At 58.8% G+C, this 19,865-nt stretch carries 15 protein-coding genes; 1 reads left to right on the top strand and 14 read right to left on the bottom strand.

Annotated elements, in window-relative coordinates:
- The 4 genes from melA to GT003_RS06225 form a co-directional block, all read right to left on the bottom strand.
- Positions 1-1,509 carry an alpha-glucosidase/alpha-galactosidase gene (melA, locus tag GT003_RS06240; RefSeq protein WP_161695556.1) on the bottom strand — a complete coding sequence of 503 codons (1,509 nt, stop codon included), beginning with the start codon at positions 1,507-1,509 and terminating at the stop codon, positions 1-3.
- 98 nt (positions 1,510-1,607) lie between these two features.
- Entirely contained in the window at positions 1,608-2,531 is a 924-nt protein-coding gene (locus GT003_RS06235; protein WP_161695554.1) for an AraC family transcriptional regulator, read from the bottom strand.
- Between the two features lie 12 nt (positions 2,532-2,543).
- Positions 2,544-3,803, bottom strand: coding sequence for a SulP family inorganic anion transporter (locus GT003_RS06230; RefSeq protein ID WP_239566073.1), 1,260 nt, complete (start codon positions 3,801-3,803; stop codon positions 2,544-2,546).
- A gap of 94 nt (positions 3,804-3,897) precedes the next feature.
- Positions 3,898-5,514 carry a HEAT repeat domain-containing protein gene (locus GT003_RS06225; RefSeq protein WP_170312148.1) on the bottom strand — a complete coding sequence of 539 codons (1,617 nt, stop codon included), beginning with the start codon at positions 5,512-5,514 and terminating at the stop codon, positions 3,898-3,900.
- A gap of 129 nt (positions 5,515-5,643) precedes the next feature.
- Between GT003_RS06225 and GT003_RS06220 the strand changes: the two genes are divergently transcribed.
- Positions 5,644-6,510, top strand: a complete 867-nt coding sequence (locus tag GT003_RS06220) for an AraC family transcriptional regulator (RefSeq protein WP_161695552.1) — start codon at positions 5,644-5,646, stop codon at positions 6,508-6,510.
- Positions 6,511-6,603: 93 nt separating this feature from the next.
- On the opposite strand, the gene GT003_RS06215 is transcribed toward GT003_RS06220, so the two are convergent.
- The 10 genes from GT003_RS06215 to GT003_RS06170 all read right to left on the bottom strand — a co-directional run bounded on the left by GT003_RS06215 (position 6,604) and on the right by GT003_RS06170 (position 19,573).
- Entirely contained in the window at positions 6,604-7,344 is a 741-nt protein-coding gene (locus GT003_RS06215) for an ABC transporter permease (RefSeq protein WP_161695550.1), read from the bottom strand.
- Positions 7,337-8,263, bottom strand: coding sequence for an ABC transporter ATP-binding protein (locus GT003_RS06210; RefSeq protein WP_161695548.1), 927 nt, complete (start codon positions 8,261-8,263; stop codon positions 7,337-7,339). Before GT003_RS06210 ends, GT003_RS06215 begins: the two co-directional genes overlap by 8 nt.
- Before the next feature lie 22 nt (positions 8,264-8,285).
- A complete protein-coding gene (locus GT003_RS06205) occupies positions 8,286-9,137 on the bottom strand; it encodes an ABC transporter permease (protein ID WP_161695546.1) in 852 nt (283 codons plus the stop codon).
- The gene (locus GT003_RS06200; protein WP_161695544.1) at positions 9,134-10,099 is read right to left on the bottom strand and encodes an ABC transporter ATP-binding protein; all 966 of its coding nucleotides are present in this window, start codon (positions 10,097-10,099) and stop codon (positions 9,134-9,136) included. Before GT003_RS06200 ends, GT003_RS06205 begins: the two co-directional genes overlap by 4 nt.
- Entirely contained in the window at positions 10,096-11,364 is a 1,269-nt protein-coding gene (locus GT003_RS06195; RefSeq protein ID WP_161695542.1) for a hypothetical protein, read from the bottom strand. Before GT003_RS06195 ends, GT003_RS06200 begins: the two co-directional genes overlap by 4 nt.
- Positions 11,361-11,885: a sigma-70 family RNA polymerase sigma factor gene (locus GT003_RS06190; RefSeq protein ID WP_161695540.1), complete on the bottom strand. Its 525-nt coding sequence runs from the start codon at positions 11,883-11,885 to the stop codon at positions 11,361-11,363. The genes GT003_RS06195 and GT003_RS06190 overlap by 4 nt, the downstream gene beginning before the upstream one ends.
- A 1,157-nt stretch (positions 11,886-13,042) precedes the next feature.
- The gene (locus GT003_RS06185; protein ID WP_161695538.1) at positions 13,043-14,677 is read right to left on the bottom strand and encodes a DUF3502 domain-containing protein; all 1,635 of its coding nucleotides are present in this window, start codon (positions 14,675-14,677) and stop codon (positions 13,043-13,045) included.
- A 129-nt stretch (positions 14,678-14,806) separates the two neighbouring features.
- Complete coding sequence (locus GT003_RS06180; protein ID WP_161695536.1) at positions 14,807-15,718, bottom strand: carbohydrate ABC transporter permease; 912 nt, start codon at positions 15,716-15,718, stop codon at positions 14,807-14,809.
- A gap of 15 nt (positions 15,719-15,733) precedes the next feature.
- Positions 15,734-16,609, bottom strand: a complete 876-nt coding sequence (locus tag GT003_RS06175) for an ABC transporter permease (RefSeq protein ID WP_239566082.1) — start codon at positions 16,607-16,609, stop codon at positions 15,734-15,736.
- 102 nt (positions 16,610-16,711) lie between these two features.
- A complete protein-coding gene (locus GT003_RS06170) occupies positions 16,712-19,573 on the bottom strand; it encodes a beta-galactosidase (RefSeq protein ID WP_161695532.1) in 2,862 nt (953 codons plus the stop codon).
- Between the last annotated feature and the right edge of the window lie 292 nt (positions 19,574-19,865).

Below are 19,865 nucleotides of genomic sequence, written 5' to 3'. Positions count from 1 at the left end.
TTAGTGCGCTGCAGCCGGACGTTCTTTCGCTTTATCCGCTTCACGTGCGTTGCGGGTCGATGCCTCGCGGTCCGCGGTCAGCTCTTCGATCGTCTTCGTCTTCAGACGGGCCGCGCCTTGGTAGTTCTCGCGGGTCGGCACGAGCGGTCCTGCGGCGAGGCGCTTCTCGGCGGCTTCGACGGAAGCCGTGTATTGCGGCAGCCATTTCGCCTGCGCGACGAGCATCTCGTCAACCATTTGCCAAATTTCCTTCGGATTGCACACCGCGCCTACGAGCGGATCCATCATCATCGCTTGGCGAAGCAGCTTGTCGTCGCCGTGCACGGCAGCTTCCACGGCAAGGCGCTGCACGGAGATGCTGACGTTGCATACAGCGGCGCAGCCGAGCGGCAGATCGCCAACGACCGGCATGTTGATGCCGTTGCGGTCGACATAGCCCGGCGCTTCGATGATGGCGTCGTCCGGCAGGTTCGTGATGACGCCGTTGTTCACGACGTTGAAGTGGCCGCGGTAGACGCGTCCCGTCTCCAAGCCCTCAATGATATAGGATCCGTGCTCTTCGCCGCGGTTCTCCGCCGAATACACGTACGGATCGGCTTTCATCCAGTTCGGGAAGTCGGTCTCGAACCAATTGCGGCCTTCCGTGCAGACGCGCAGGTAACCGCCGGTTTCGCCGTTGATCCAGACGCCCATGTCGATCCAATCCTTGATTTCGTCCGCACGCTTGCGGTACCAAGGCACGTATTCGCTTAAGTGTCCGTTCGACTCCGTCGAGTAATAACCGAAGCGGCGCATCATATCGATGCGGACCTTCTCCGTCTGCATGAAGTCAGGCACGCTCTCGAACGCTTCAAGCAGATCGCCCGTCCGGTCGACGCCGTCCGTCTTGACGGAAACGTACCACGTCTGGTGATTGATGCCCGCGCAGATGATGTCGACTTCTTCCTTCTTCTTGCCGAGGGCGCGCGCGATCTGGTGATGGCCGCCTTGAACGCCATGGCAGAGGCCGATCGTACGGACGCCGCCGTATTTGTTGCAAGCCCAAGTCAGCATGGCCATCGGGTTCGCATAGTTGAGCAGCAGCGCATTCGGCTCCGCGACTTCGCGGATATCTTTGCAGATCTCGAGCATGGCCGCGATGCCGCGTTGGCCGTACATGATGCCGCCTGCGCACAGCGTGTCGCCGACGCATTGGTCGACGCCATACTTGAGCGGAATGTCGACGTCATGCTGGAATGCTTCCAGACCGCCGATGCGCACGACGCAGAACACGTAACGGGCATCCTTCAAAGCCTCGCGGCGATCCGTCGTCGACTGAATCTCGATGGACAAGCCGTTCTCGCGGATGTCGCGCTGCACGAGCTGCGTCACCATGTCGAGATTATGCTGATTGATGTCAGTAAACGCAACTTCAATATTCTTGAACTCCGGTACGGCAAGCAAATCGCGCAGCAGCGTACGCGAGAATCCGATACTGCCCGCTCCGACAAAAGCTACTTTAAAAGACATGAAAAAAGCCTCCTATCCGCCATTTGGGGAATGTATTTCAATACCCTCATTGTAGCAGGCGAGTTAAGAAGGCGTTTCCACATTTGCAACAGATTTGTTCAAGGAATGTCAACTATCTCAACTTGGTTCTCTTGCAGAAACTGGATGGACGCCTTCGATTTCCGGTAAGCGGCAGGCGACATGCCCGTCGCTTTCTTGAACATCATGCTGAAATACTGCCTGCTGTTCAGCCCGATATAGTCGGCTACCTCGATAATCGGTACATCCGTCCGCGCGAGCAGCATCTTGGCCCGCTCCACGCGCAGCTCGGCGAGATACTCGGTAATGGACATCTCCATATTCGCTTTGAAGATACGCTGCAAGTAGACCGGATGCAGGTTAACGGCCGCGGCGACGTCCTTCGCTTGAATGTCGCTGTCGTAATGCTGGTGCAGGTATTCGGCAGCCGTGCGCACGTAACGATGAATTTGGCGCTCCGCGCCGTTCTTCGCGTCCTCCGCGGCGAGCCGCGCGACGCGGACGAGCAGCTGCGAAATGAGCAGATTCGTCATGTTCTCCCTGCCTGCCCCCGTACCTCCGATATCCAGCTCCAGCACGAGCGTCTTCAAGATATGCTGCACGTCCGCGGAATCCCGGAGCACGAGCGTATCCGGCCTGCGTTCCAGCAGCTCCGAGAAGGCCGTGTCGCTCTGGGCCAATTGACCGAATGACGGGAAAATGCCGTCGCAAGGCTTGAAGGTAAATTCGACGTTCAGCATCCGGCATGGACTGCCCTTCTCGACGCTAAGCCTGTGCGTGACGCCGGCATCCAGCATAATTAGATCGCCTTTGCGCATCGCTACGAGATCGTCCTTCGTCTCGACCGTGCACGTTCCCGAGATGACATACATGAATTCCGTGGAGTCATGCATATGGAAGCCCATATGAAAATCATCCCACTGCTTATAGTAGTAGGCAACGATTTTGGGCCGGAAATTCCCTTCCGACCGCCACTTCGCGTCATAGAAGCTCCCGCCGGTCATGCGACCCCCTCCTTACCCTTCGGCAGCGCTGCGGCTCCTCGTCGACCTGCGCTTCAAGAGCGCGAACAGAGCGCTGACGATGACGCCCGCAATGACGCCGATCGCCAAGTCATGCGTGACGATGACCGCGCCGACCGTTACGACCATGACGATGGTCTCGCTGGCGGGAACCTCGCGAACCTTGAAGATCGATCTCCAATCGAAGATCGCCGCGCATACCATGAGCATGATCCCGACCAAGGCAGCCATAGGAACGAGCGACAATAAATCTCCCAGAGCGACGACGAGCAGCAGGAGGAACAACGCGGCGACGAGCGTCGACAATCGATTGCGCCCTCCCATCCGCACGTTGAGCACCGATTCCGCGACGAGCGCGCAGCCGGCCATGCCGCCAAAGAAGCCCGCGACGAAGTTCGCGATGCCTTGTCCGCGCATCTCCCGGTTCTTGTCCGTTCGCTCCCCCGTCGTGTCGTCCAGCAGATTTTGCGTCAGCATCGTCTCGGTAAAGCCCACCACGGCCAGCGATAACGAGTACGGCAAAATAATCATCAGCGTCTCCCAAGAGAACGGAACGTCCGGCAAGAGGAACGAAGGCAGCGATACGTCGATCGCCGCGATATCGCCGATCTGGCTGACGCCGTGAATGCCGAACGCCCAGACGCCGAACGTCAGCAGAATGACGGCCGCGAGCGGCGACGGGATTGCTTTGAAATACCTCGGCAGGATATAGATGATGACCAGGGCCACGGCCGCGAGCGCGTACATGGTCCATGAAGCATGCTTGAAATAGCGCAGCTGCGACATGAAGATCATGATCGCCAGCGCGTTCACGAAGCCCGTCAGCACCGGCTGCGGCACGTAATTCACCAGCTTGCCGAGCTTGAACGCCCCCATCAAGTATTGGATGAGTCCGGTCAGCACCGTTGCCGCGAATAGATAGTGGATGCCGTGTTCTTTCACGAGATCCAGCATCAGAACGGCCATCGACCCCGCCGCCGCGGAGATCATGCCGGGCCTGCCGCCCAGAAACGTAATCACCAGCAAGATGCAAATGGAGGCGTAAATGCCGACCGTCGGCGGAACGCCCGCCATAAACGAAAATGCCAGCGAATCCGGAATAAGCGCCAGCGTCGCCGTAATGCCAGCGAGTACATTCAATTTCACGTCTGTCGTCCATTGATACCGCCAAGAACCGTTCAAACCGTCACCTCTAACCGATAAATTGATCCGAGCGCCGGAACCCCGCCGCTCGTATTGCACTATCGGTAGCATACCTCCCTCTCCGTCGGGGGTCAACGATCAATTTTGGCCAACGAACACGGCATTCAGGGAATCGCCGCGAGCCAAAGCCATCATGCCGCTCCCATTAAAACATGCTCGCCTTATGCGTATCCGGGCACCAGCGGGCGGTACGGTAATGCCGGATCAGCAGGCTGACCGCTTCCTCCGTTCGCAGCGCTGTCAGCGCTTCGAATGCATAGGCCCGCGCGTAGCGGTCGCGGCTCTCGAGTCCGGCCTGCAAGCCGGAGACGACGAGCGCCGGATCGCCGGACCGGCCGATGCGGAGCAGGGAAAGCGCGGCCGAGTAGCCGATTTTGTTCGCGATATAGGTTTGATTCGCGGCATAGGCGTCGGAACTGCCGGAGACCGCTCCGTCCCGGGCTTCTCCTTCAACAGCCTCGCGCAGCGCGCGGACCAGGGCCGGCACGGCAAGCGCCGCCGGTTCGCCGATCATGCCGAGCGCCTCGACGGCGTTGCGCCGCACCCACTCGCTCTCGTCCTCGAACGCGGCGATCAAAGCCGGTACGGCCGAGGAAGCGCCCGCGCCGTTCATGCCGAGAACGAAAGCCGCCAGCCCCCTGCCGTTCTCGCCCGACTGCCGCAGCGCCTCGACAAGCCCCGGGACCGCAGCCGCGCCCGCGGCCTGCAGTCCGTATGCCGCCCGCTGCGACGCCGTCTTCGAGCCTGACGACAGCAGCTCCAGCAGCACCTGTTGGCCCGGCGCTCCCATGCGGCCGAGCGCGTAAGCCGCGTTAAGCCCGGCATCTTCCGCCGATGCTTCCTGCACGAGCCCGCGAAGCCGGCCGGCGCTGCCCGCGGCGGCTTCCCCGAGCAACCCGAGCGCATCCGCCGCGCGGCTGCGAACGACCGCGTCGCCGTCGGACAAACGCGCTTCAAGTTCGGCGACGTCGGCCTGGCGCTGCACGCCGGCGGGATGACGGTGCGCATCTGCGGTTTTGCGCTGCGCACCCGCTGCCGCAGGCTTGCCGGCATTCCCCAGGAGCCACTGCCACGTATCCTGCCATAGATTGAGGCGGGCGTCCGGACGATCCGCCGGAAATTCCACGGCCGGATCGACATGGTTCCAGCTCGGCGATACCGGCTCGCGCAGGCGGACGAATTGAAATTTGAGCATATACCGGTCGACGTTCGACGTGTTCAGCGACGCCTTATGCCACAGGTCGAAATGAACGAGCGCGATCGTGCCCGCCTTGCCTGTCGGGAGCACCGTCTTCCCGCCGGGAAGCTTCTCGCTGTATTGGGAGCCCGGCATGATCGCGGTCGGTCCCATTTCTTCCGTAATGTCCTGCGTGTAGTAGAACATCATGACCCACCAAGGCCGGTGGCTGCGCATGGAAGACCAGTAGCCGTCCTTGTGCCATTGGCCGCCGCCCGGCGCCTGATTGCCCGGCTGATTGTAATGCATATGCCGGTGCGGATGCATGTAATAATCCGGACCAAGCACGCTGGTCAGCGCTCCCTTGACGACCGGCGTCTCGAAGAATTTCGCGATATCCGGCACGCGCGGCAGGATATTGTTGCCGGGATTGCCTTCTTCCTGCACCGCAAAGTCGATTTGACGCATGACGCTTTGATGGAGCGCGTCGGGAAGTTCGTTTTGCAAGACCAGGTAACCGTTCGTAATGAAATCCACCATTTGTTTATCGGATAATGCGTTCATTTCGCTGTTCACGCGCTGCATCCCCTTTGGCTGACAAGTTCATCGTGCTATATTAACTGTAAGCTTACGGGAATGTTTTGTATTTAGCGTCCAGTCAGATCGTTGCACGATCGTCAGGTCAATTCGATTCCCATAGAGAGGAGCCGCACGATGAACTTCGCCCGCTTCCACCCTTATGTCTATTACGCCACCCAATACGCGTTCTACCCGGGACAAGCGAGCTTGAACCGGCACTGTTATTCGGCCTCCATCTATTTCGTCACCGAAGGAAGAGGCGTCTTCCGCCTGCGCGGACGCGAATACGAAGCGCTGCCCGGCATGATGGTCTACGTGGAGGCCGGTCGATGCCATGACTGGGCATCGAGCAAGGATCATCCGATGACGCATGCGTGCTGTTATTTCGATTGGCATTACGTGGACCGGACCACCGCGTTCGCGGATGAATCGGGCCCCATCTGCTACGATCCTTCCCACTTGCGGCATGAACTGGTCGGCGAGCCGTTTCCGTATCCCATTCCGGAAGTCGCCGATGTCGGCGCAGCGCTGCGAACATGGGTCGATTTGCTGCGCCATTGCTACACCGCCAATGCCCACACGACCGAGCGCACGTTTATCGGTAGCACGAGCGTGCAAAGCCATTTCCTGCAGTTCATCGAGCATTTTCTTCATTTCTCGCTGCAGGAGAATCAGTTCCCGGATCCCCGGATAACGAAGCTGCTCGCGCGAATCGAAGACGATCTCCTGAACGGCGCCCGCGCCCTGCCGGAGACGTATGCGGAATCGCTGGGACTGAGCCGGGGCTACTTCTTCGAGCTGTTCAAGCGGACGACGGGGGTCACGCCGATTCAGTATATGAACCAGTTTCTCGTCAATCGGGCCAAGGACGATCTGCGCTCCTCCAATCTGAGCATCATGCAGATCGCGGAGAAGTACCGCTTCCGGTCCATCCATTACTTCTCCCGGCTGTTCAAGCAATATACCGGGAAATCGCCGCAGTCCTTCCGACTGGAACGGTAGCGGAAAACGGCAAGCGGCGGCCATCTTCGCATCCGAAAGCCGCACAAAAAAGCGGCCGGGGAGATTCCCCGGCCGCCGAACTTGCTAAAAGGCTTACCCGCTGTGCACGTCCGCCCGTCGGAAATAGGCGGCGATGAAGAGCAGCGGCACGACGCATACGATCGCCATCGTCGTATAGCCGATGGAAGCCGAATTGCGATCCGGGAACATATTCGTCGCTAGATTCAGCGTCGCGCTCCACGGATAATACATGATGTACTTGGATTGCATGATGATCATTTCCGAGATGACCGCGAAGATGCCGAGACCCATCGCCGGAATGTAGCTGCGCCAGAGCAGGGCGACGGCCGCCGAGATCGGGGTCAGCGCATATTGCAGGAGCAGCAGCAAGCAGAATTTCCATGCTTCGTCCGCGAGCATCGACCACGTGAAGGCATCGACGGCCCCCGGGAAGAGGAAGCCGCCTCCGAGCATGAGCAGGAACGTCAGAAGCTGAACGGATAATAGCACGGGAATGGCAATGATGAATTTGGACGCGACCACGGCCAGCCTCGAATGCGGGCCGGTCAGCAGGTTGTTGATCGTCCGTTCCTGAAACTCCCGCGCGAACAAATAGCCGATCAATAGCGAAAACAAAGCCGGGCACATCAGCATTCCCATAATCTGTACCTGCATATCGAAGTAATACGCCCATCGGAACGGCTCGTCGTGACTGATGCCGTTCACCGCGACGAACAGCACGAGCATCGCCGGCAGAAGCGCGCCGAGCAGCATCAGCCACAGCATCCGCGATCTCCGCCATTTCAACCATTCGCAAGCAATCAAATCAGCCACGCGCGGCACCTCCTTCCACCAAACGCACGAAGTAATCTTCGAGCGAATCCTTCATGGCGACGAGGCTGCTCACTTCGATCCCTTGGCGCACGAGCAAACGGTTCATTTCTCCCGGCTGCCGGTCGTCGTCGTAAATCCGAAGCCAGCCGTCGTCTTCCATCCGGCAGTCGCGAATGCCGAGCTCCTCGCGCAGCAGCGCCTGCGACTTGGCGAAATCGTCGACCTGCAGGCCAATATATTGGCGATTCTTATGTTTCAACTCGTTCATCGTCGATTCCTCCAGCATCACGCCGCGGTGGATGATGCCGACCTTCGTCGCCAGCTGCTCCACCTCGCTAAGAATATGGCTGGACACGAGAATCGTAATCTTCCGCTTCTGCGCCAGCTCTTGAATGAGCAGCCGGATTTCCTTGATGCCCATGGGGTCGAGCCCGTTCGTCGGCTCATCGAGAATGAGCAGCTCCGGCCCGTGCAGGATCGCCCGCGCGATGCCGAGGCGCTGCTTCATGCCCAGCGAGAAGTTGGATGCTTTGCGGTTGCGCGCTTCCCAGAGTCCCGTCGTATGCAGCGATTCTTCCAGCGTCCGTTTGTCCTTGATGCCCATCGAACGCCGATGCAGATCCAAATTCTCGATCGCCGTCAAGTTCGGGTAGAAGCCGGGATATTCGATCACCGAGCCCACCTTACGCAGCACCGCGTTGCTTCCCTTGCCCACTTCTTCGCCGAACAGCTTCACCGAACCCGACGACGGACGAATCAACCCCATCATCATGCGGATCGTCGTGGTTTTGCCGGCGCCGTTCTGCCCCAGGAAGCCGTAAATATCCCCCTGGTTCAACCGCATGTCGACGCCGTCGACCGCCTTGACGCCCTTATAATGCTTGCACAACCCTTGCACTTGCAAAATCGCCTGTCCCATTATCGTTTACCTCTCCCATTGCTTATGTCATATCCTTGCGTCCGAACGCCCGGCACCCAAGCGCAAGCAGCGCGGCCAGCAGGACGAACGTATATGCGATATACGTCAAATTCGGCGCATTCAAAGGCGTGAACGGCCCCAGTTGGTTCAACAAATCTCCCAGCAGCGGCAAATCCAGGCCTTCGATGATCTCGTACGTCATCCGGGAGAACAATGCGTTCGAAGGCATGAACAGCGACACGACCATCGTGAAGCTGCTCAAGGTGTCGTTGCCGCCATGCATGTTCGACAAACCTTCCGCGAAACCGCAAAACAAGCTGAGGCCGTAAAGCGAAGCGCAGGCGACGCCGTTAGCCAGCATCGGCAAATACGCGGAGCCAAGCAGCGAGATCGCCAGCAGCAGCATGGGCCCCCATACGAACAGCAGCCAAGCCTTCACGACGCTCCCCCAGAGCAGCGGCAACTCGGCTGCTAGATGAACGGACACCAAGATGGCCGCGAACATGACCGAGCTGTACAGAAACAACCAGAAGGCCATGCCGAAATATTTGCCCAAGTAGAGCTTCCAGCGCGGAATCGGCCTCGACAGCACGGCCAGCATCAGTCCGTTCTCCGATTCGCCCGAGATCGCCCCCATCGTGGCGAAGAAGACGACGAACGCAACGATCATGCCGGCGAACATGAGCCCGAGCGTTATTGCCGATACGCCGGCAATGAGCGATTGGAAAGGAATCTGAAGGAGTCCCTCCGGGCGGACCGTCATTTTACTCAACACGTAATTGAACAGCACGAGGTACAGCACGGTTAGCAGCAGCGCGATCAGCGCGATCTTCTTGCGATACAGCTCTTTTCCCGCGAATACGATCCACGTCATGACCTCGCTCCTCCTTCCCTGCTATCGGCCCCGGACATGGATAGGAACCATTGCTCCAAGCTGTCCTGCACCGGAGTAACCTCGTACAACGTAACGCCCACTTCCATCAGCAGGCGGTTCAGATGGCCGATTTGTTCCCGGTTATGCGCGGATACGCGCAGCAGCGCGCTGCCGTCGGGCTCTTGGCGGACCGCTTCGACCGCCATGCCGGGGAGCAGGCTGCCGGAGATACCGGGCGCCAGCTCCGTCTGCCAGCCGCCGACCGTGATTTCCCAGCTCATGCCGACATGCAGGAGCTCGCGCATGGATCCGATCGCACGCAGCCGGCCGAGATGCAGGAAAGCCACATCGTCGCATACCGCCTCGACATCCTCCAGCAGATGGGTGTTCAGGAAGACCGTCTTGCCTGCCGATCGCAGCTGCTCCAGCAGCTGCCTCACCTCGTAACGTCCGATGGGATCGAGCGCGGACGAAGGCTCGTCTAGAATGATGAACGCCGGATCCAGCAGCAGCGCGCTGGCCAAGCCGAGCCGCTGCTGCATGCCCTTGGAATAGTGCCGGACGCGGTCGGCGCCGCGATTGTTCAGACCGGTCATCCGCAGCACGTCCCGGATACGCGACGCCATATGGGAAGAACGGACCTCGCTCAGCTTCATCCCGCTTAGGCCGGCATGATAACGAAGCACTTCTTCGCCGGTCAGCCAATCCTGAAAGCGGAACAGCTCGGGCAAATACCCGAGCTTGCGCCGCGATTCCGGATCGCCGATCGGCCGGCCGAGCAGCATGCCGCTGCCCGCGTCGGGACGCAGCAGGCCGAGCACCATTTTGACGAAGGTGCTCTTGCCTGCCCCGTTCGGGCCGAGAAGGCCGAAGATGCGGCCCTCTTGTATTTCCAGGGAAATATCGACGCAGCCAACGCCCGAGGCGTATGTCTTCGTCAGCCCTTGCGTTTGCAATATCATGATTTCATCAATCCCTCGGCTTCCTTAATCATGTCGTTCTCGGTCGGATAATCCGCGAGCGAGCCGCTGAGCACATACATCCAGTCGCCCTGCAGCCAGATCAGCGTCCGATCATGGGCCGATGCGTTCAGAATGGCGTCGTTGCCGGCAATCCGCAGCGTCCTCGAGCTTTCGTCCGACATCGACGGCACCGGAAGCGTGCTGCGCCAGTCGCCGATCGCGGCCAGCTTGGCACGCAGCGTGTCCGGCAGAATCGGCAGATCGAGGATCGCCTGGCGGACCTGCTCTACGTCCACGTCCTCCGAAACGTCCAGCGCAGGCGCCGGCAGCTGCAGGAGGCGCTTATTGGACGCCCCGCTGTCCTTCGCATGCACCACCATCGTAAAGCTGTTCGGCACGGTCAGCTTGATGGGCGCATTGTCGATGGACGCCGGAAGTTCCGTCTTGCCGCCCAGCATCGCGATCAGCTTGTTGATTTCCTTCGGATGCAGCTTGAAGGTGATTTCCTGCTGCGGCATGTACTCGATCGCTTCCACATCCGTCCCCGGCAGCAGCTTCAATTGACGGTCGGCCAGCTGCTCGGCTTCCGCCGCGCCTACCGTGCGGCTCGAACCGCTTCCGCTCTGTTGAATCTCGCCGTACAGCCGCAGGTCAAGCTGGCGCGTCCCGACCGTACCGTCCTCCAGCGCCTGGCGGAAGCCGTTGAAATCCGCTTCGGTTAACGAGATGGCCTCGAAATGCTGCACGCGGAACGTGTTCAGCATGTTGGCCATCACGTCCTGGCCCCAAGACGTGAACAGCATTACGCCCGCCAATGCGGCCGCGACGACCCCGGACGTCCATCTTCTTGCCCGACGTCTCTGCTTGCGGGCAAACCCAGGGGCAGCGGCGGGGGATGTGGATGGAGATGCGTGCGCAAGGGACGGCATAGAACCTGCATTCGAAGATGCAAACACAGATGTATTTGCGGATGCCTCGGCATCAGCTTGGAAAGCGTCGACGACTTTTAATGAAGCGACGCCTGCCGGCTTGATCTCTTCCAGCGCCGGGTTTCCCGGCTCCTCCTCAAGAGCCGGTTGGACGAATGGCGCCGACATCGCTCTTTCTTTGGCTTGAATCCGGCGTTGCGCCCACGCCGCAGGTACGTCCTCGTCCTTCACGGTTCGAAATAACCGGTTCAACGCTTCTTCGATCTGTTCGTCCGTCACGTCGTAATCGGCACTTGATTGGTCGGCGCTGAGATGTTTCGGATCCTTAGTGCTCATGATTCCATGACCTCCTCCATCAGCAAATTTTTCTTGAATCGAGACGAAGCGCGCATGAGCAAAGTCCCGACGATTTTGGGATTCACTTGCAGCGCTTCGGCGATTTCGGCATGGCTAAAACCTTTTTCCTTCATTAATAAGGCTTGACGGTCGCGCTCGGACAGCTTGTTCAACACTTGGCGGACGACATCCCGTTCCCAGTTCTGAATCACGGCCGTTTCATTGGACGGATGCGCCTGCTCCTCGGACATCGCCTGACGAAGCTGCTTCTCCGCCAAATTGGAATCGCGCCCCGACTTGCGGTAATGATCATATACGATACGGGTCAGCACGCGGTGCAGCCAAGGACCGACGCGCTCCAGGTCCTCCGGCGGATTACGGTACAGCCGCAAAAATACTTCCTGCGTCAAATCCTCGGCAGCGGCGCGATCCCCGATCAACAGGGCGATTTTGCGAAGCACCGACGGGTAATGTTCCCGAAACAGCGCTTGAAACAAGGCCGGCCTTTCCTCTAGCGGCATACGATTATCGCCTCCTTCATGAGTTAAGACGATGCATGTAAATGAAATATAGCACACTAGGCGTAACAATTTCTGGGTGATTCGATCGAACGGCGATGCGGCCGGGAACCGCATGGGCAACGCTGGTCGCGACCAGTGCGAGCTGAGGGCGGCATGGCCGGCGTTGCGAGGGCCGAGCCGCGCGGGCTGAGTGCTGCACGAGCCGTGGGCTGCACAGGCCGGTGTTGGACGGGCTGAGCGCTGGGCGTAACCATACGTAGGTTACGCAGGCGCAGCAGTGCTCGCCGCTAACAACTGCATGGACCGGACTCAGCAGGGGCAGAGAACAGCGAGGGCCGCGGATAGTGCGGGCCGAATGCTGCGCTGGCCGCGATCAGTGCGCCGGAACTAAGCGACTGAAAGCGGACGCAGCCAGGCTACATTCGCCCTGTTAATCGAAATAAGTGCATATCTGCATCTATTTCCTAATTTTCGACTTCAGAAAACGAAATAAGTGCGTATCAGCACTTATTCCTAGCCTTTTAAGCATAAAATCACTCACCATCAAAAATTAAGTGCACTTTTGCACTTATTCTGCCAAATTGGGCTGTCCAACCTATAAATAGGTGCATATTTACACTTATTTCTCGGCATTTCCTCCCAATGATGCCATGTATGATTTTTGAATGCGCAGCACCCTCGCGGAACGCGGTCCTTTCGAGTATGCCCACGCTCTCCTAGGCACAGCTCTAGCGCGAGATATTACAGCTTTTGAGTAAGCTGCCGCATCGGCGGCACAGCACTGTCGCGGAACGGAGCTTTCGGATTGCAGCTCTCGCTCTCGGTGACCCAACGACCTCACCTAGACGCAGCTCTAGTGGGAGGTGTTGCAGGTCCCAGCAAGCCGCGCCTTCGAAAGCCCAACGTCCTTGCGGAACGCAATCTTTTCGAGTATGCATGCTCTAGATGACCAAAGCGCTCCTGGACGAAGCTCGCGCAAGGTGTTACGGCTTCCGGGCAAGCGGCCCAGCTCCTCCCTTCTCGGCAGAGCGCCGACCGCCAACCGCACCCTGCGTCCTGCCCGCACAGAACGCAAAAAACGACCCGGCAGGTTTTACCCTGCCGAGCCGCTCGCCTTGCTCTCCATTCGCGCTTAACTTACGCGCGACTGATTACGCTTAGCCTTGCTCCGATGCTTTGAATGCATCCAGTTGTTTTTGAATTTCCGCTTTTACCTTGTCGAAGCCCGCGGATTTCAGTTTATCGCGCAGCGCTTGAACCGCTTTCTCCGGATCGCCGGCTTTGCCGTACAGGATAGCAGGCATTTGCTCGCCGACGACTTGGGAGATGGCCGTCATTTCCGGATCGACGGTCGTTTTGTCGAAGACGAATTTGCCGTACGGGAACGGTTTCTTGATTTGGTCGTATTTCTCGTAGATCGTGCCGATCTCGCTCCAGTCGGTATCCGAAGGGATCTCGTTCTTGTCGACGCGGCCGCCCCAGAAGTCGGTGTAGAAGCCGTCTTTGGCATCGTCGTAAGCGGCAGGGCGCGTACGCACGCCGTCCTTGATTTCGTATTGTACGCCTTCCAAGCCGTAGTTAATGAGTTGGTACAGCTCTTTGTCGCTGCGGATCAGGTCGTATACCATGAGCGCGCGTTCCGGATGCTTGCTGTGCGCGCCGACCGACGTGCCGCCGTGCGTGATCGGCATCGAGATCAGGTTGCCGCGCGTATCGGAGTACGAGAACATTTGGAGCTCGGAGCCCGGTTGCGCTTTGTCCATGTCGACGCGAAGGCCTTTGAACGTTTGCGTATGATGCGCGTCGGCGCCCGTTTGACCGGCTTTCAGTTCGTTGCGCGTGTCGCCCTTGTAGTTCAGGACGTCCTCGCGCCAGAAGCCTTTGTCCGCCCATTCCTTCATCATCTTGGCGAAATCGATGAACTTGTCGTTGAAAATCGGGCTGTCGACGGTATAGCGCTCGTCGTACGATTTGCCAGTGAAGACGCCTGCGTAGCCGGTGCCGATCGGCAGATCTATATTATCGGTGTATGCCGCTTCGAAGCCCGCATAGAGCGTGCCGTTCGTACCGTTCGTATCCCAAGGCACGACGTCTTTCTTATTGTCCTTGATGCCTTGGAAGTACTTGCCGAGCGTTTCGAAATCCGTGATCGGCTGCGTGATGCCGAACTCCTTCGCCCAATCGCCGCGGTAGTAGATGCCGTGGTTGACCCATTGCGTATAGTGGTCTTCCGGAATCAGGACGATATCGTCCTTGAATTTGCTTTGATCCCAATCCTCCTGCGGAATTTCCGAGAACGTCTGCGGCGCGTATTTCTCCAGCAGATCGTTAAGCGGCAGGAAGGCGCCGCGCTGCGCATTGCCCCATGTATCGAGCCAATCGGTTCCGATCGTAATCAGATCGAGCGGCTCTCCGGAAGCGAGGAGCAGGTTGTATTTCGTCTGCCAGTCCGCCCATTCCACCCATTTGAACTGCAGCTCGGCATTGACCTTTTCCTTCAGAATGGCATTGACCTTCTCCATCACTTTCTCCAGCTGTCCGTTCTTCGGCTTGTCGCCGAGCACGACGTAGTTGATCGTCTCGAACTTGCTCGTGTCGATGCCGCCGGCATCGCCCTTATTGTTCGCGGCTGCTCCGTTGTTGCTGCCGCCATTGCCGCCGCCGTTGCCGGCGTTGCCTGCGTTGCTTGATCCGTTAGCCGAACCGCCGTTGTTGTTGTTGCCGCATGCTGCCAAACTGCCGGCAAGAGCGAGCGTCAGCGCGATTCCCGTGAGCTTTTTTACATGTCCCATTCTTTTTAGCCTCCCCAATGATTGAAGTGCGCTTTCTTGCGCCGCCCGTTAACGGCTGCCGTTCCGGAGCGGATATGGATAAGGGCTGCGCCAAATACAGGCGCTTCCCTGCGGCCATTGCTGCGAATGCTACCCTTTTACGGCACCCACCGTAATCCCTTGAATGAAGTAACGCTGCACGAACGGATAGAACAGGATTACCGGTCCCGTCGCCACGATCGCGGTTGCCATCTTCATCGATTCCAGCGGCACGTCGCGAAGCGGAACGTTAGAGGAAGCGGACGAGTTCTTGATGAAGTCGGCGCTGGTAATGACGCCATACAGGAACAGCTGGAGCGGCCGGTACTTCATGTCCGCCGACAGGAACAGCATCGCGTTGTACCATTCGTTCCAATAACCGAGCGCGATGAACAGCCCGATCGTGGCCAGGGCCGGCGTCGCCATCGGAAGGATGAGCCGGACGAAGATCGTGAAGTCGCCGGCGCCGTCGATCTTGGCCGATTCGGTGATCGCATGCGGGATCGACTTCGTGAAGCTTTTCATCATGATGATCAGGAACGGGCTCATCAGACCCGGCAGGAGCACCGCCAAATAATTATCGCCTAAGCCGAGATATTGCTTGATCAGCAGGTAGAACGGAACGAGCCCGCCGGAGAATAGCGTCGTGAAATAGATGAAGAACGAAATCGTGTTGCGCTGCTGGAAGTCCGGCCGCTGCAGCGCGTACCCCGTCATCGCCACCAGGAACAGGCCCAGCACCGTGCCGACGACGGTAATGCCGACCGTGACGGCGTAAGAGCCGATGATCAGGCCCGGATTCTCGAAGACGATCTTATAAGCGAAGGTAGAGAATACTTTCGGCCAGAGGTTGAAGCCGTGCTTCACGATCTCGCTTTCCTTGGTGAACGACGTACCGAGCACGAGCAGGAAAGGAATCAGGCAGCAGAACGAGAACAGACCAATGAAAGCGTAACCAAAACCTCTCACGAACAACGATGTCGCATCGCTTCGTATGCTTTTGCGAACAACTTCACCTTGCATGGGGTTTCCTCCCTCCTAGAACAATGAGTTATCCGGCGATGCCTTCTTCACGAGCCAGTTGGCCGTTATGACGACGATAAAGCCGAATACGGACTGGTACAGACTGACGGCGCTGCCCATGGAAAAGTTGAAATTGTTGAACATCGAGCGGAAGACGTACGTTTCGATGATATCCGTCGTCGAGTAAAGCACGGTGTTGTTCGCTCCGACCAGATTGTAGATCAGGCCGAAGTTGCCGCGAAGCACGCCGCCGAGCGAGAAGAGCAGCAGGATGATGAAGGTCGGCTTCAGCCATGGAAGCACGATGTAGCGAATACGCTGCAGAGCATTGGCTCCGTCGATCTCGGACGCTTCGACAACCTCGGAATCCAGCCCCATGATGGCGGCGAAATAGACGATGGAGCCGTAGCCGGTGGACTGCCAGAGGAACGTAATGATGATAATGAACGGCCATACATGCGGATTCGAGTACGTTTTGACCGGATCCATGCCCAGCGATTCCAAAATCCCGTTCAGGAGACCGTAATCGTAGCTGAGGATGTTGTAAGCGATCAGGCCCACGATGACGAACGAGATGAAGAAAGGCAGGAACATGACCGTCTGCGCTACTTTCTTGAACCATTTCTTGCGCAGCTCGTTCAGTAGAATGGCAACGAAGATTTGCAAACAGTTGCCGAGGATGATAAAGGCCAAGTTGTACGCGATCGTGTTGAAGGTGAGCCTCCACAGATCTCCGGTCATCACGAGGAATCGGAAGTTATCCCAGCCGACGAACGCGCTTTTGAAAATGCCGTCCGTGTAGTTGTATCGAATGAAGGCTAAGTACAGGCCCGGCATCGGCAGATAGGCGAATATCGCGAAGAAAATAACTGCCGGCGCGCACATCAGCATAAGCGTCCGATTGTTCCAAAACCGCTTCCAGCCGCCGTTCGCGGTCCTCGGACGAGTTTCCGCTGCAGCCACCGCCTTCGGCTGCGTTATCGTTTTCATCTTTTAACCCTCCTCCTCTGAGCTGCGTTGTACGATTTCGCCTACGGGTGTAAAGATCAATCGGTCCAGCTGCGAGTCCGCTCCGGCTTCCACCGCTTCGAGCAGAATCGTCAATCCGTTGCCGCCCTCCCGCATCCAAGCGCCAGGCAAGTAAAACGAACGCTGATCGCCGCCGCTCAATACCGGTCTCGATGCGCCGCCTTCGAGCCACAGACGCCCGACGATGGTACCGTTCAATGCGGCGGTCAGCTTCATGCCGCTGCCTTCCACCTGAACCCGCCAGCCGCCCGGTACGTCGCGCGCTCCGTCCGGCAGTGCGCCGAAGAGCCAAGCGACGCTTCCCGGTTCCAGCCGGAGCGGCAGCTCCGATGCCGACGCCGCCGCAGCGTGCCGCTGCGCGTTCGCCAGCAGTCCGTCTTCATCGCAGGCCGACAGCTCCCAGTCCCGTGCGGCGTTTCCTTCATAAAGGGTGACTTCTCCAGCCGGCAGGCCCAGCACCCGTTGGAGAAATACGGTGATCTGAACCTCTTCGCCAGGCTTCACGTGGGCGGAAATATCGACGAACGGATCGAATGGATGCACGCTGCCTGCCGTCGCGCCATTGACGTACACTTGAGCCAGCGCTTGAATTCCTTTGAAATGAAGGGTGAACGAATCCGCCGTCCCGCTGGCCGTGAACCGTCTGCGATAATATTCGAACGCCGGGTGATCCGGGGACAGCCAGCCGCCGAAGCTGACGGACGCCCACTCGCTGTCGTCGCGGTCATTTCTCAGAAAATCCGGGTCGACGTTGCCGGAATGAACGCGGCGCACGCGCCAATTGGATGACAACCGCTGTCTGCTCGTAACGGCCGTGATCCCTTGGAGCCCCTTCTTGCTGTTCAGTCGAAGGGCCGGGAGACGCGGATCGTCGAAATTGGTGTGTCCCCACATTTCGACCCGCGCGGTCAGCTCGCCGCCGCCGATGCCGGCGCTCGGCAAGTACCGGCTGCCGCCGCCAGGCGTACAGGTGCCGATGTAAGCGGAACCCGCATACAGCGAGACCGCGTCGCTGCCTTGATGAACGAGGAGACCCAGGACATCCGCCCCTGCCGGCGCTCCGCCGACCGCCTTATACCAGGCAAAGCCGCGGTAGATGCCGTTCTCCTCCAGATATTCCGCCTTGCCCGTACGAATCGCCGGTTCAGCGGACATCGTCTCGGCCGGAAGCAGGTTAGCCACCGTCCAGTCGACGTTCAGCTCGCGGGGCGCCGTATCGTATTCGAAGCCAGGCTCGAACGCAAGCCTGCCGTCTTCCTCGATCCGTGCCAGAAGCAGCGCGTCTTCGCGGGCTAATCCGAACACGGTCAATTCCCGGCCATCGGCCAGCTCGATTCGGCATGCTGCCATTTGGCCCGCCTCCGCTCGGAAAGCCAATACCAACTCGCCGTTCTCGGTTTGATGCTCCACCGTCATGCCGTCCCGTGCGGAGAACGAGGCTCCCTGCCCCAGCTCCAGCGCAATCTCGCCTTCTGCCTCCGCGTGAAACACCATCGCGGTTCGATTGGCGGTTTGCTTCGCATCCGACAGCTCGGCCGTCGCGTAGAGGAGCGTCCCCTCGAACCCCCAGCCGTTCAGCGGCACGCTTACCGGAAGGACGATGCATCGATTCGGAACGCTCTGCAGCCGCGACGCTTGCGGAACGACCCTTTCGCCTTCCGAGCGCAGTTGCAGGTGAACCGATTCAGCCGATTCGCCTACGTTGGCCAGGAAGAGCAAGCTGCCTCCGTCTGGAAGCCGCAGCCGGCGCTCCAGCAAGGTGCCGCCTGTTTGCTGCCCGCCATCGATGCTCGCAGCCTCGGAAGCCGGCGCGGATTCGGCTTCCGCCAGCGCGGTTCCGTAAACCGTAATGACCCGGCGCATCAGCCGGCCTTCATACGCTTCCTTGCGTACATGGCCTTCCGGTGATATCATGCCGTGGAAATCATAATCCGACGTCATGAACGCCAGCGGATCGCCCCAGTTGTTCGTACCGTTCGTAAAGCCGAAATTCGTACCGGAAACTTGCAGGTAAGGACCGATCAGCTTGGCGCCGCAGGAGAGAAGGCGCCGAAGCAGGAAATGCGAGCGGTTCGTCTCCGTCACCATCAGCGGCACGTTCATGCCGGCCAGCCTTTGTCCGTAGGACGCCGCTTTCGCCTCGAAGGCAGGATCGCGGTCGTTCGGGTAGAAATTGCAGGTCGGCACGACGCCTTCCACCAGTCCGGATGCTTCGTACAGACCACCTTGCCCGGCGCATGCGATAAGCGGCACTTCGATTCCGCCGCCGAGCGCCATGTCGCGGAGACCGGCGATATACGCCGCCGGATCGGGGCAGTCGTAGAAGTCGAGCTCGTTCTCGAGCTGCACGCAGATAACGGTGCCTCCGCGGCTCAGTTCATAGTTGGCGAGCATCGGAATGATGCGGTCATACCATTTCTTGACGGCTCCCATGTAAGCCGGGTCCGCACTGCGGATCACCATGTGCTCCTTGGCGAATAAGTAAGCGGGAAGACCGCCCCCGTCCCATTCGGAGCAGATGTAAGGACCGGGTCTTGCGACGACCCAGAGGCCCGCTTCCTTCGCCAGCTGCAGGAAAGCCTCGGCATCGCGTTCGCCGGTGAAATCCCAGCTTCCTTCCTCCCGTTCGTGGTAGTTCCAAGGAAAATAGACGTCGATCGCGTTGTAACCGAAAGCTTTGACCTGTTCGATACGATCGCGCCACAGGGCGCGGGGGATGCGGAAGTAGAAGAGCGAAGCGCAGAGAATGATTTCGGACTGCCCGTTGATTCGAAGCGACGAAGCGCTCAGCTGCAGCGACGCATCGCTTTTCGTTTCCATGTTCATAAGTGGCATCCTCCCGGGGGGTGGGTTTTGAAAGCGGATTCATGAAACCCGTTTCATAATCCGCAAAAATAAAAATACACGACTGCTTAGCGGGATTAGACGAGGTTCGCGAACTTCTCCATTCCGGTAATGAGCGTGTATTTCCACGGTTACAGCTGCTTGCGGGCAAACTGGTTTATACGATTATGTAGCGCAGAGTGAAACCCATTTCATAACAGTTTAAAAATTAAACCCTGCATCAGGGCTTCCTTGATTTGAAGTTTACTCGCAAAATGATAGCGCTGTCAATACG

The sequence above is a fragment of the Paenibacillus sacheonensis genome (assembly GCF_009909195.1).
In the GTDB taxonomy this organism is placed as follows: domain Bacteria; phylum Bacillota; class Bacilli; order Paenibacillales; family Paenibacillaceae; genus Paenibacillus_Z; species Paenibacillus_Z sacheonensis.
The sequence above is the reverse complement of the archived record's forward strand: the minus strand, read 5'-3'. Positions and strand labels throughout refer to the sequence as shown.